We start from the raw sequence: 12,918 nt of genomic DNA on the forward strand, positions 1-12,918 counted from the left end.
TTTCCTCGGAATTCCTCGAATTTCTCCATTTTCTCCCTGGGTTTTCCCGCGCCGGTGCCCGCCGAATGAGTGAGAGACGGCAGCGTCCGGTAGCCTAGGGAGGTGGCAAATCAGGAGAATCCCTTCGGACAGGTACTCGTCGCGCTCGTTACGCCCTTCCAGGCGGACGGCGAAGTCGATTGGCCTGCCGTCGAGAAACACATCGATGAGTGCATCGTCAGCGGCGCTGACGGCATCGTGGTCACCGGCACCACCGGTGAGACAAGCACCCTGACGGACCCCGAAAAGCTGAAGCTCGTGGAGGTCGCGAAAGCGGTCTCCAGCGGGCGCGCAAAGATCATCACCGGTGGCGGATCCAATGAGACCGCCCACGCGATCGAACTGTACAAAGCGAGCGAGAAAGCCGGCGCGGACGGCGTCATGATCGTCACGCCGTACTACAACAAGCCGACCCAGGCCGGCTTGCTCACGCACTTCCGGATGGTCGCTGATGCGACGGATCTGCCCGTCATTTTGTACGACATCCCCGGTCGGACCGGCGTCCCGATCAAGTACGAGACGATCCTGCGCCTCGCAAAGCACCCCAACATCCTCGCGGTAAAGGATGCCAAGGGAGACTTGAGTGAGGTCAGCCGCGTGCTGAACCAGACCGATCTCATGTACTTCTCTGGCGACGATCCCAACGTGCTCCCGCACCTCTCTATCGGCGCGACCGGGCTGATCGGGGTCACCGCGAACATCGCGGCCGCCCCGTACCGCGTGATCGTGGACGCGGTGAACGCGGGAGATCTACACACCGCTCGTGAAGCACACCAGAATCTTGAGCCCCTCGTGCGCGCGGTCATGACACACGTGCCCGGCACCGTCGCCGCGAAGTACATTCTGCACGGCCTTGGCCGGATCGGAAGCCCGCGCGTGCGGCTCCCGCTCGTCGGCCCGGAAGAGTGGGAGGCGGCTCTGATTGAAGACGAGCTCGCACTCGTCACCAATGTTCCGGGCGTCGATCTTTCAAACTTCAGGCCGGACCGCAACGCGGCTGCCGGCGGTGCCCTGCCCCAGATCGCAGGCACCACCCGCTAACAAACAGGAGGCTTTGTGCCCAACCCCGCTTACGCACCACCCGCCCTTGAATCGGGCACCCTTCGCATTACCCCGCTGGGCGGCCTCGGTGAGGTCGGCCGCAACATGACGGTCTACGAAATCGATGGCAAGCTGCTCATCGTGGACTGCGGTGTGCTTTTCCCCGAGGAGCACCACCCCGGTGTGGACTTGATCCTGCCGGACATCACGAAGATCCAGCATCGCTTGAAGGACATCGTGGCGGTTGTGCTCACGCACGGCCACGAGGACCACATCGGCGGCGTCCCGTACTTGCTCAAGATGCGGGAGGACATCCCCCTCGTGGGTTCCAAGCTGACCCTCGCGTTTGTTGAGGCGAAGCTGAAGGAACACCGGATCCGCCCGGTCACCCACGTGGTCGCAGAGGACGAGGAAATTACCTTCGGCCCGTTTGATCTCGAGTTCATCGCGGTGAACCACTCGATCCCCGATGCGCTCGCGGTCGCGATCCGCACGGACGCCGGCCTGGTCATCGGCACCGGTGACTTCAAGATGGACCAGCTGCCACTCGACGGCCGCATCACGGACCTGCGCGCCTTCGCCCGGCTCGGCGAAGAGGGCGTTGACCTCTTCATGACCGACTCGACAAACGCTGATGTTCCGGGCTTCACCTCGCCCGAGAAGAACATCGGACCCGTCATCGAGCAGGTCATCTCGAAGACCAAGGGCAAAGTTGTGGTGGCGAGCTTCTCGAGCCACGTGCACCGCGTACAGCAGGTCCTCGACGCCGCGCAGGCCAACGGCCGCCGTGTGGTGCTGCTCGGCCGCTCGATGGTGCGCAACATGAAGATCGCATCCGATCTCGGCTACCTCGAGGTGCCTGAGGGCGTGCTCGTGGATCTCAAGAAGAGTGGCGACATCCCTGATCACCGCATCGTATACATGTCGACGGGTTCGCAGGGTGAGCCTATGGCAGTGCTCAGCCGCATGGTCAATCGCGAGCACCAGGTCGAGGTCGGCGAGGACGACACCGTCATTCTCGCCTCCAGCCTGATCCCGGGCAACGAGACCTCCGTCTACCGCGTGATCGACGGCCTCATCAAGCTGGGTGCCAACGTGGTGCACAAGGGCAATGCGAAAGTCCACGTGTCCGGTCACGCGTCCGCGGGTGAGCTGCTGTACTGCTACAACATCGTTCGTCCCAAGAACGTGATGCCGATCCACGGCGAGCACCGCATGCTTGTTGCGAACGCTGCCCTCGCGATCGAGACCGGTGTGCCCCAGAACCGGACTGTCATTGCCGAGAACGGCACGGTTGTTGACCTCGTCGACGGTGTGGCACGTCCCGTGGGACAGATCGACATCGACTTCATCTACGTCGACGGCAAGAGCGTCGGTCGGGTGACTGAGGATGACCTGCGTGATCGGCGCACGCTCGCCGAAGAGGGCTTCATCTCCGTGATCACGGTCGTGGAGACCACTCTCGGGCAGATCGTTTCCGGCCCGGACATCCACGCCAAGGGTGTTGCGGAGGAGCGTCACGTCTTTGAGAAGATCAAGCCGCAGGTCGCGAAGGCGCTCGAAGATGCAATGCGTGACGGCGTGACGGACCACCACCAGCTGCAGCAGATCGTGCGCCGCACGGTCGGACGGTGGGTGGGGACCAAGCTCCGCCGCAAGGCGATGATCGTTCCTGTCGTGGTGGTGGTGTAGCGCGTGCTTCCGGGCTCAGGTACGGCGGCGGCTTCGGCCGTCGCCCGCCTTGCTTCAGACACCGAGATCGCCAACTGGGATGCGCTGTGCGCAGCGAATCCTGGTGGTGGCGAGGTGTGGTCTGGTGACCCCTATCTGCGCGTCAAATGCGCAGAGGGTGGGTACCGCGCGCACCGCGTGATCGTGGAGCGCCCCGGAGCGACCCCGGTCGCTGTTGGTGTGCTTGCGAAGCGTGTGCCGCTGCTCGGCGAGTGGTGGCACCTGCCCGCGGGCCCCGCAGGGGAAGACGTCGCACGGGTCCTCGAGGTTGCTGCGGCCGTCGCTGCGCTTGCGCGATCCCGCGGAGCGTTCCTGCTGAAGATGGAGCCTCGAACGGGTCGAGACACCCGGGCGGCGTTCCATGCCGCCGGGTACCGCGACACCGTGCGGATCATCCCGAACCCCTCCACGATCCTTGTGGATGTATCGGGAACCGCGGAAGAGGTGTTCAAGCGGATCGGCAAGAAGGCGCGCAACGCGATCTCGCGCGCGGGTCGAGACGGCATCGTCGTGACGCGTGTGGCGGCCACCGACGAACACTGCGCCGCGCTGTTCCGGCTCCTCCAGGAGACCGCGGAGGGGCGCTTCGTGCTGCGCGCGGAGTCCTACTACCGCGCGTTCTGGCAGACGTTTGAGGCTGCCGGTGCCGGGCAGATCTTCCTGGCACACCGCCCGGACGAATCGGGCACCCCGCAGCTCGTCGCCGGCGCCTTCGCGATGGCGCTCGGCCAGAAAACAACCTATAAAGATGGGGCCTCCGTGCGCGCGAAGAGCGCCTACGGGGCCTCCCACGCGCTGCAGTGGGAAGTGATCCGCTGGGCGAACGAGCGCGGCGCGGTGCTGCACGATCTCTGCGGGGCCCCGCCGTCAGACCGCGTCGACGATACGACGCACCCGCTGCACGGGGTCGGACAATTCAAGCGCTCCTTCGCGCCAGAGATCGTCGACTACGCTGGGGCGTTCGACCTCCCGCTGAAGCCGTGGGCCTTCGCCTTCTGGGGCAAGCTGGGGGACAGGCTGGCCCGGCGCTTGTCGCTCGCGGTGCGAAAGGATCCGTACTACTAATGGCTGCTGGACTCATGCGCGCGAGCGCCGTCATGGCCTCGGGAACGATGGTGTCGCGGATCCTCGGGCTTGCGAAGGCCATGCTGCTCGCGATCGCGATCGGCTCCGTGGGCTCGACCTCCGCCGACGCGTTCCAGAACGGCAATTTGCTGCCGAACATCGTGTACATGATCCTGCTCGGCGGGATGCTAAACGCTGTGCTTGTGCCGCAAATCGTGAAGGCGGCGCACAACCCCGACGGCGGCGCGGCTTACATCAACAAGATCTTGACGCTCATCACGGTTGCGCTTGTGGTGATCACCGCGATCGCGATGCTGTTTGCGCCGTGGATTGTGCGCTTGACCGCTGTGACGTGGCCGGATGACCAGCTCGCCCTCGCCACAGCGTTCGCGTATTGGTGCTTGCCCCAGATTGTCTTCTACGGGCTCTACACCGTGCTCGGGGAAGTCCTGAACGCGCGCAGCGTGTTTGGCCCGTTCACCTGGGCCCCGGTGCTGAACAACGTGATCGCGATTGCGGGCATCGTTGTGTTCATGCTGATGTACGGCTCGGACCCCACGGGTCAGCTGCGATCGGTGGTGGACTGGGATGCGCTCGCGATCGCGGTGCTCGCGGGCAGCGCCACGCTCGGCGTTGTCGCCCAGGGGCTGATCCTGTTCGTGTCCTGGCGGCGCGCCGGGATCCGCTACCGCCCGGATTTTGTGTGGCGCGGCGTGGGCCTCGGTCGCACCGCGAAGATTGCTGTGTGGAGCCTCGCGACGATCGTCGTGATGAACCTCGGCGGTTTGATCACCAACAACGTCGTCGCCATCGGCAGCGGCGCGGGCCCCTCCACGAGCGCAATGGGGAACGTGTGGCTGATCTTCATGATGCCGCACTCCGTGATCGCGGTCTCGCTCGCGACGGCGTACTTTACGCGGCTGAGCGAGTGGGGCCAGACCGGCCGTATGGCCGAGTTCCGGGCTGACTTCTCAGCCTCGGCCCGCCAGATCAGCCTCGTGATGATGTTCGCGGCGGTGGCGCTGTTCGCGGCCGCCCCGTTTGTGGCGCGCATCATCAACATCAGCGCGACCGAGCTGCAGGTGGATCAGTTCGCGCTCGCCCTGCAGGCCTACGTCCTGAGCCTCGCCGCGTACAGCTTCCTGTTTGTGGTGCAGCGCTCGTTCTACGCACTGTCCGATACGCGCACCCCGTTTGTCTTCACCACTGTGCAGATGGGCCTCGTGATCGTGTTCTCGCTGCTGCTGCCCACGTTTGTGCCGCCGGCGTTCATCGGCATGGCCTACGCCCTCGTGTGGTCGCTCGCAACAATCGTGCAGGCGGTGCTCGCAACGCTGCTGCTGCGCCGCAAGATCGGTTCCATCGACGGGCTCCGGATCACGCAGAGTGTGGTGCGGTTTGTCCTCGCGGCCGTTCCCGCCGTCCTCATCGGCATGGTGACGACAGGCCTGCTGCGCGGTGCGGTCGGAGAGGTCAACGCGGTCGTCGCGGTGTTCTTCGCGGTTATTGTCGCCGTCGTGTGCGGCCTCGTCTACCTGCTCTGCCTGCGCCTCCTGCGCTCCCCAGAGCTCGCGGAGCTGACAGGCTTCGTGGCTCGCAAACTCGGAAGGACCCGTTCGTGACCTCCTCGGCTCAGCCCGGCGCGACGCTCACCGTCACCCCCTGCACTGATCGCGACCTCTGGGACGGCACAGTCCGTGAGCTCGGTGGACACCCGCTGCAGCTCTGGGGCTGGGGGGAACTGAAATCCGCGCACCGGTGGAGTGCGGAGCGCGTGCTCGTCCGTGCCGGATCCGGCACCGATGCGCCAATTGTCGGCGCCTGCCAACTCCTGACCCGGGCCTTGCCTGGCCCGCTGGGCGGCTTCGTGTATGCACCCCGCGGCCCGGTCGTCGCGCGCGATGCCGGGAACGTAGATCTCCCCGCACCGGTTCCCGCTCCGGGTGCCGTTGCCGACGCCGTCGCCGCCTACGTCCACGGCTCGCGCCGGGCGGTCGCCGTCTCGATCGAGCCCGACGAGGACGCTGGCACCTTCCCGCTCGGCCCCAAGTGGCGTGCGGCGAAGACTCCGATCCTCCCCGCGCGCACGCTGATTCTCGACCTGCGGAAGTCCGAGGACGAGTTGATCGGTGACATGTCGAAGAAACACCGGCAATACATCCGGAAGTCGGGGCGGGAAGAGTCGCTCGAGATCCGGCCGGTCGAGACGATCGCGCAGCTTGACGAGTGCCTCGAGGTGTACCGCGCCACAAGTGAGCGCGCCGACTTTGGCCTGCACGAGGACTCGTACTACCACGATGCGTTCACGATGCTCGGGGACGACGCCCCCGTCTGGGCTGCGTACGTTGACGGCGCCCCGGTGGCGTTCCTGTACATGGCAAAGTCTGGACGCACGGCCTTCGAACTGTACGGCGGGATGAGCGAGGCGGGACAGCGGCTCCGGGCGAACTATGCGCTGAAGTGGCACGTGATCCGGCACATGAAGTCGATTGGGATCGAGCGCTACGACTTTGGCGGTCTGATCAACGACGGTGTGACCACGTTCAAGACCGGATTTGCCTCCCACGAAAACCTGCTCGCGGGTTCCTGGGACCGCCCGGGGCCCGGCTACACGATCTGGACCGAGGGGCTCCCGCTGGCGAAGAAGATTGTGCGCTCGCTGCGGCGGAGGTAGCGCCGGGCAGCGGGGGAGGGGTGCGTGCTCCCGCGCCGATATTTGGCGCGCCGCCGGCCCAGACCCCGAGTGTCAGTGGTGTCTTGTACCGTAGTGAGTATGGCCAGTAAAGCTTCGTCGCGCTCCAAATCGGGGAGCACTGCGGCTCGGGGATCCCGCGCTACGGGCTCTCGGGCGACCGCAAAAACGAAGGTGCTTGTCGAAGCTCAGCCGACGGAAGGCGTGATCGTGCGGGCGTGGAACGGCCTTGCCCACGCCGTGGGCGGCGCGGCGCGCGCGTTCCGCGTCGAGCCGCTCGCGCCCGAGGACCGGCGGGACGGGATCCCGCTGCTGCTTGTGTTGCTCGCGGTCACGGGGGCCGTGATCGAGTGGTTCCTGATCGGCCAGCCCGTCGCGGTGCAACTCGACGCGTGGACATTTGGTGGCCTCCTGGGGCGCGTGGCCTTTGGCCTCCCGATCATCATGATGGGCTTTGCCCTCTGGCTGTTCAATCACCCCTCGAGCGTCACCGATAACCGTCGAATTTCAATCGGATTGTTCCTTGCGATCACGGCGATCGCGGGGCTCACCCACGTCTACGGTGGCCAGCCAAACCCGCGTGATGGCATGCCCGCACTGGCTGAGGCTGGTGGCCTGCTTGGCTGGATGGTGGGGACACCGCTCGCGGCGCTCACGCTTTGGTTTGCGACGCCCGTGTTGTCGCTGCTGCTGCTCTTGTCGGTGCTCATCGTCACGAAGACCCCGCCGGGTCGCATTCTGCAGCGCCTGCGCGAGGCCTACGTATTCCTGTTTGGCGTCGTCGAGAGCGAGTCCCCGGCCGAGCCGCGCGCCTCGAAGCGGGACCGCGATCGCGGGAGCGTGCAGACGCCGCTGTTTGACATTGAGGATCAGGAGTCCGAGCCGGGCGCCCTGCCCTGGTGGCGCCGGAACGCGTCCGGCCGGGAGGAAGACCCCGCATACGCGGAGCAGCCGAATGCACTCGACTCGGTGCTCGACGGTGCGGACGCGCCGGACGAGGCCCCGGCACGCAAGGTGGCCTTCGAGTCTGCGCTCGCTCCTGAGCCCGAGCCCGTCACCGATGTGTTCCCCGCGGCACTGTTTGACGATCTCGACCACGCTGAGGCCGCCGTGGAGTCGGTGACCCCGGCCCCCGCCTCGGGGCTCGGTGACGACTCCTGGGACGATTTCGCCGCAGAGACCGGCGAGGCCGCGCCGGCTGTGGATTCGGCCGCGCCGACCGCTCCGTTTGTGGTGGCCCCCGCGCACGAGCCGGCTCAGCAGGCCGCATACAAGCTCCCGGATCAGGGGGCGCTGTCGGCGGGCGACGCCCCGAAGGCGCACACGGACGCGAACGACGTGATCATGGCCGCCCTCGCCCGCGTGTTCGAGGAGTTCAAAGTTGACGCGCGCGTCTCTGGCTTCTCTCGCGGTCCCACGGTCACGCAGTACGAGGTTGAACTCGGCCCCGGCGTCAAGGTCGAAAAGGTCACGGCGCTGTCCAAGAACCTCTCCTACGCCGTCGCCTCGAACGAGGTCCGGATCCTCTCCCCAATCCCGGGCAAGAGCGCCATCGGTATTGAGATCCCGAACCAGGACCGCGAGAACGTGGCCCTCGGCGATGTGCTGCGCTCCAACCGGGCACTGCGCAGCACACACCCCATGACAATCGCGGTCGGCAAAGACGTCAAGGGCGGATTTGTCGTTGCGAACCTCGCAAAGATGCCCCACCTGCTCGTGGCTGGTGCCACAGGCTCCGGAAAGTCGAGCTTCATTAACTCGATGATCACCAGCATCCTGATGCGTGCCACGCCCTCCGAGGTGCGGATGGTGCTCGTGGACCCGAAGCGCGTCGAGCTCACGGTCTACCAGGGTGTGCCGCACCTCATCACGCCCATCATCACGAACGCAAAGAAGGCCGCCGAGGCGCTGCAGTGGGTCGTGAAGGAAATGGACATGAGGTACGACGATCTGGCGAGCTTCGGCTTCCGCCACATCGACGACTTCAACGAGGCCGTGCGCGCCGGCAGTATCGTGCTGCCCGCCGGAAGTGAGCGCGTCCTCAAGCCGTACCCCTACCTGCTCGTTGTCGTGGACGAGCTCGCAGACCTGATGCTGATCGCCCCGCGCGATGTCGAGGATTCGATCCAGCGCATCACTCAGCTTGCCCGTGCCGCGGGTATCCACCTGGTGCTCGCGACACAGCGGCCCTCCGTGAACGTTGTCACCGGCGTGATCAAGTCCAATGTGCCGAGTCGCTACGCGTTCGCGGTGGCCTCCGGCACCGACTCGCGCGTGATCCTCGACGAGGTCGGCGCCGAGCGGCTGATCGGCCAGGGCGATGGACTGCTCCTGCTGAACGGTGAGTCCACGCCGATGCGTGTGCAGGGAGCCTGGGTCAACGAGTCTGAGATCGCTCAGGTCGTTGCGCACGTGAAGGCGCAAGCCCAGCCGGAGTATCGCGCGGACGTGGCGCAGGTTGCCGAAAAGAAGGACATCGACGAGGACATCGGCGACGACCTTGAGGTGCTCCTCGCTGCGGTCGAACTCGTGGTGAGCTCGCAGTTCGGATCGACCTCGATGCTGCAGCGCAAGCTCCGCGTGGGCTTCGCAAAGGCCGGGCGGCTCATGGACCTGATGGAGTCCCGCGACATCGTGGGGCCTTCGGAAGGCTCCAAAGCGCGCGACGTGTTGGTGGCACCGGAACAACTCGCGGGCGTGCTCGCGCAGTTGAAGGGTGGGCCTGCGCCTGCGCCCGCGCCTGCGCCCGCGGCGCCGCAGACGGCCCCGGCCGCGGCGAGCCACGTCTCGCCCGAAACCGCGGTCCTTCCCGCCCTCGCGGATACGCCGACAGCGGCGCTGCCCACGGATCACACGGCCACGCATGACGACCGCTATGACGACCCCGTCGCGAAGTACCAGTCCACACTCGAAGAAGTGGACGGGGACGACGACGAGGACGCCTGGAGCCTCACGGGACGGGACTAATCACATGAGCGAGAACGAGGCCGGCGCGCGCGTCAGCAACTGGAATGCGCCGAATATCATTACGGCGGCGCGGATCATCGCCACCCCGTTTTTCGTCTGGATGCTGCTGGCAGATGACGGGCAGAACGGCCCGCTGCGCTGGGCGGCTGCCGTGTTCTTTGTACTCGCGATCGCGACCGACGCCTGGGACGGCTACCTGGCCCGTTCTCGGGGGCTCATCACCGACCTTGGGAAATTGCTCGACCCGATTGCAGACAAGTTCCTCACGGGTGCCGCCCTCGTTGGCCTCTCGATCTTGGGCGAGCTGCCCTGGTGGATCACAGTCATCGTGCTCGTGCGCGAGGTCGGGGTGACAGTTCACAGGCTCATGATCGTGCACGACGTCGTCATGGCTGCTGCGTGGATGGGGAAGCTGAAAACTGTCGCGCAATCCGTTGCGATTACGCTCGCGCTGTTGCCGCTCGCGAGCGTGATGGGCGACGCCGCCCCCATCGCGATCTGGCTGAACATCATCACAATGACAATCGCGGTTGCCCTCACGATCCTCAGTGGACTCGATTACATCGTGGGCTTCCTGCGGGCGCGGCGCGCTGCAGGCGCGAACGAGTAGCGCCATGGGCGAGCCAGACGTTGATCAGGAGCTCGCTGCCGCGGTGATCACCGCCGGCGCGGCGCGCGGACTGCGGATCGCGGTCGCCGAGTCGCTGACCGGAGGTGCTCTAGCGTCCGCGCTTGTCGGAGTTCCCGGTGCATCACGCGTGTTCTCCGGTGCCGTTGTCGCCTATGACACCGCCGTGAAACACTCGTTACTTCGCGTGGACGCCGCGCTGCTCGCCGCGCGGGGGCCGGTGAACGCTGAGGTTGCCAGGCAGATGGCACGCGGTGTGCGGAACGCCTGTGCCGTGCCGGGCCTGGGCGCGGATCCTGACGTGTCTCACGCCGCGGACATCGGCGTGGCCACGACCGGAGTGGCCGGGCCTGACCCGGATCCTCACACGGGACAGCCCGCCGGGACAGTCTGGATCGGGCTCAGCGTGGGGGATCGCGACACCGCCTTTCCGCTGGCGCTTGCCGGGGATCGCCCGCTGATCCGTGCTGCAACGGTGCGGGCTGCGTTGGCGGCGTTGCTCGACGCGGCCACGCACGAGCCCGCCCCACGAGGCGGAAAAACTGGGGATCCGGTGCATAATTCCTGAATACTTGAGTCGTCTCGACTCAGGTTCAGCGAAGTTTCAGGAATAGACCGGGTAGTGTCGGGGTTGTTCCTAATGACACCACCGAGATAGGGTGGCGTTCCCGTAACTGCACACCACGTGCATGCGGGTAGGGTGGACGCATGGCCGGTGGCTGTGCGAATGAAGGAGGGTCCACATGGTGCTGATGCGTCAAGAGATCGGCGATGTGCTTCGTGACTTCCGTCAGCAAAAGGGTCGCACACTGCGCCAGGTTGCCGGAGACGCAAGCGTCGCGCTCGGGTACCTGAGCGAGGTCGAGCGTGGCCAGAAGGAAGCCTCGAGTGAGATTCTCGCCGCGGTCGCCGACGCGCTCGACACGCCACTCTCGGTCATTATGGGTGAGGTGAGTGAGCGTCTCGCAATCGTGGAGGGGCTCTCGCTTCCCCTCGCGAATCGTGTCCCCGACACCGTGCCGGCGGATCTTGTCTCGGGCTTCGCTCCAGAGCTCGTTTCGTAGGCGAGTGCCGCGGAGCATGCTCCGCGCACCCGATGTGCGGTTGCAGCGCCCAATACCCTTCGGGGGTTGGGCGCTTCGCCATTTTCCGGCAGTGTGAAGATCAAGCGAGAACGGGGATCGCATGAAATTGAGTGAGTTTCGGCGGGCATGCGCCGAGGAATTTGGCGAGGACTACGCGGGGGTTCTGGTGCGGGATCACTGGCTCGCCGCGCTGGGGAGCACTCCGGCAGAGGCGCTGGAGCGTGGCGTGGCCGCACGCGAGGTGTGGGCGGCGCTCTGTGTCGACCTCCAGATTCCGCCGGAGCGGCGGTACGGGCGGGGTCTGCGCGACCCGCAGGAGTGACCGAAGCGCGCAACACGCCGGGGCTCTGTTCGAAAGTGTGTTCGATGGGTGCTAGCTTCGTCAACAGGTGAGTTTGATGCTCGCTTATCCACAGAATGGGGATCCGGCGGCGGGAATGTCGGTGGTCCGTTTTAGGGTGAGCAGCACGAAGACACCGTGCCTTGTCTGCCTCTCCCGAGGCCGAGACAGTCCGTAGGCAGCAACCCCGCGGCAACGCCCGCACACACGCAAGGAGCACATCATGGCAGCACCCAAGGATCGCGAAAAGGCCCTCGAGGCAGCGCTCGCGCAGATCGACCGCAACTTCGGCAAGGGCGCGGTCATGCGCATGGGGAGTCAGGAGCGGGCGGCCGTTGAGGTCATCCCCACCGGCTCGGTCGCACTGGACGTCGCGCTCGGCATTGGCGGGCTGCCCCGTGGCCGCGTGATTGAGATCTACGGCCCGGAATCCTCGGGAAAGACAACGCTGACGCTGCACGCGATCGCGAACGCACAGCGCGCGGGTGGTATCGCCGCGTTCATCGACGCGGAGCACGCGCTCGACCCGGAATACGCAAAGAAGCTCGGCGTCGACATTGACGCGCTCCTTGTTGCTCAGCCCGACACGGGTGAGCAAGCGCTCGAAATCGCGGACATGCTGATCCGCTCCGGATCGGTCGATCTCGTGGTGATCGACTCAGTCGCGGCGCTCGTACCGAAGGCCGAGATCGACGGCGAGATGGGCGACAGTCACGTAGGTCTCCAGGCGCGACTGATGTCGCAGGCTCTCCGCAAGATCACGGGCAGCCTGAACGCGACCAAGACAACCTGTATCTTCATCAACCAGCTGCGCGAGAAGATCGGCGTGTTCTTTGGCAGCCCCGAGACCACGTCCGGTGGCAAGGCGCTCAAGTTCTACGCGTCGGTGCGACTCGATATCCGCCGCATCCAGACGCTGAAGGACGGCACCGACGCGGTGGGCAACCGCACGCGTGTGAAGGTTGTCAAGAACAAGATGGCACCCCCCTTCAAGCAGGCTGAGTTCGACATCCTGTACGGGATCGGCATCTCCCGTGAGGGGTCCCTCATCGACTACGGCGTTGAACAGGGCCTCATTAAGAAGAGCGGTGCCTGGTTCACCTACGATGGCGATCAGCTGGGTCAGGGTATGGAAAACGCCCGCCGGTTCCTCATCAAGAACGCGGACATTGCCGCCGAGATCGAGGAGAAGATCCTGACGAAGCTCGGCGTGAACGGCCGGAAGGAAGAGCCTGCTGTGGAGGCAGCACCCGCGGAAGCGGAGGGGAAGTCGAAGGCAAAGGCTGAGGTCGCTCCGGCTGCAGCAGACGCGAAGCGCGCGAGCGCCTAA

The 12,918-nt window shown here is 65.6% G+C and carries 11 protein-coding genes; all 11 read left to right on the top strand.

The window, feature by feature from the left end; genetic code table 11:
* Positions 1–102: 102 nt before the first annotated feature.
* The 11 genes from dapA to recA all read left to right on the top strand — a co-directional run bounded on the left by dapA (position 103) and on the right by recA (position 12,918).
* Positions 103–1,080, top strand: a complete 978-nt coding sequence (dapA, locus tag FM113_RS06520; protein WP_087012737.1) for a 4-hydroxy-tetrahydrodipicolinate synthase — start codon at positions 103–105, stop codon at positions 1,078–1,080.
* 15 nt (positions 1,081–1,095) lie between these two features.
* Complete coding sequence (locus FM113_RS06525; protein ID WP_087012739.1) at positions 1,096–2,772, top strand: ribonuclease J; 1,677 nt, start codon at positions 1,096–1,098, stop codon at positions 2,770–2,772.
* Between the two features lie 3 nt (positions 2,773–2,775).
* Entirely contained in the window at positions 2,776–3,876 is a 1,101-nt protein-coding gene (locus FM113_RS06530) for a peptidoglycan bridge formation glycyltransferase FemA/FemB family protein (RefSeq protein WP_087012741.1), read from the top strand.
* Positions 3,876–5,498: a murein biosynthesis integral membrane protein MurJ gene (murJ, locus tag FM113_RS06535; protein ID WP_087012743.1), complete on the top strand. Its 1,623-nt coding sequence runs from the start codon at positions 3,876–3,878 to the stop codon at positions 5,496–5,498. Before FM113_RS06530 ends, murJ begins: the two co-directional genes overlap by 1 nt.
* The gene (locus tag FM113_RS06540) at positions 5,495–6,550 is read left to right on the top strand and encodes a peptidoglycan bridge formation glycyltransferase FemA/FemB family protein (RefSeq protein ID WP_087012745.1); all 1,056 of its coding nucleotides are present in this window, start codon (positions 5,495–5,497) and stop codon (positions 6,548–6,550) included. The genes murJ and FM113_RS06540 overlap by 4 nt, the downstream gene beginning before the upstream one ends.
* Positions 6,551–6,649: 99 nt before the next feature.
* Positions 6,650–9,535, top strand: a complete 2,886-nt coding sequence (locus tag FM113_RS06545) for a DNA translocase FtsK (RefSeq protein ID WP_087012747.1) — start codon at positions 6,650–6,652, stop codon at positions 9,533–9,535.
* Between the two features lie 4 nt (positions 9,536–9,539).
* Complete coding sequence (gene pgsA, locus FM113_RS06550) at positions 9,540–10,145, top strand: CDP-diacylglycerol--glycerol-3-phosphate 3-phosphatidyltransferase (RefSeq protein WP_087012748.1); 606 nt, start codon at positions 9,540–9,542, stop codon at positions 10,143–10,145.
* Between the two features lie 4 nt (positions 10,146–10,149).
* A complete protein-coding gene (locus FM113_RS06555; RefSeq protein WP_087012750.1) occupies positions 10,150–10,731 on the top strand; it encodes a CinA family protein in 582 nt (193 codons plus the stop codon).
* 175 nt (positions 10,732–10,906) lie between these two features.
* Positions 10,907–11,227 (top strand): helix-turn-helix domain-containing protein, encoded by a 321-nt coding sequence (locus tag FM113_RS06560; RefSeq protein WP_087012752.1) that lies wholly within the window; start codon positions 10,907–10,909, stop codon positions 11,225–11,227.
* 121 nt (positions 11,228–11,348) lie between these two features.
* The gene (locus FM113_RS06565) at positions 11,349–11,570 is read left to right on the top strand and encodes a DUF3046 domain-containing protein (RefSeq protein ID WP_087012754.1); all 222 of its coding nucleotides are present in this window, start codon (positions 11,349–11,351) and stop codon (positions 11,568–11,570) included.
* Positions 11,571–11,811: 241 nt separating this feature from the next.
* Positions 11,812–12,918 carry a recombinase RecA gene (recA, locus tag FM113_RS06570; RefSeq protein WP_087012757.1) on the top strand — a complete coding sequence of 369 codons (1,107 nt, stop codon included), beginning with the start codon at positions 11,812–11,814 and terminating at the stop codon, positions 12,916–12,918.

It is taken from the genome of Leucobacter sp. 7(1) (assembly GCF_900163635.1).
GTDB lineage: Bacteria > Actinomycetota > Actinomycetes > Actinomycetales > Microbacteriaceae > Leucobacter.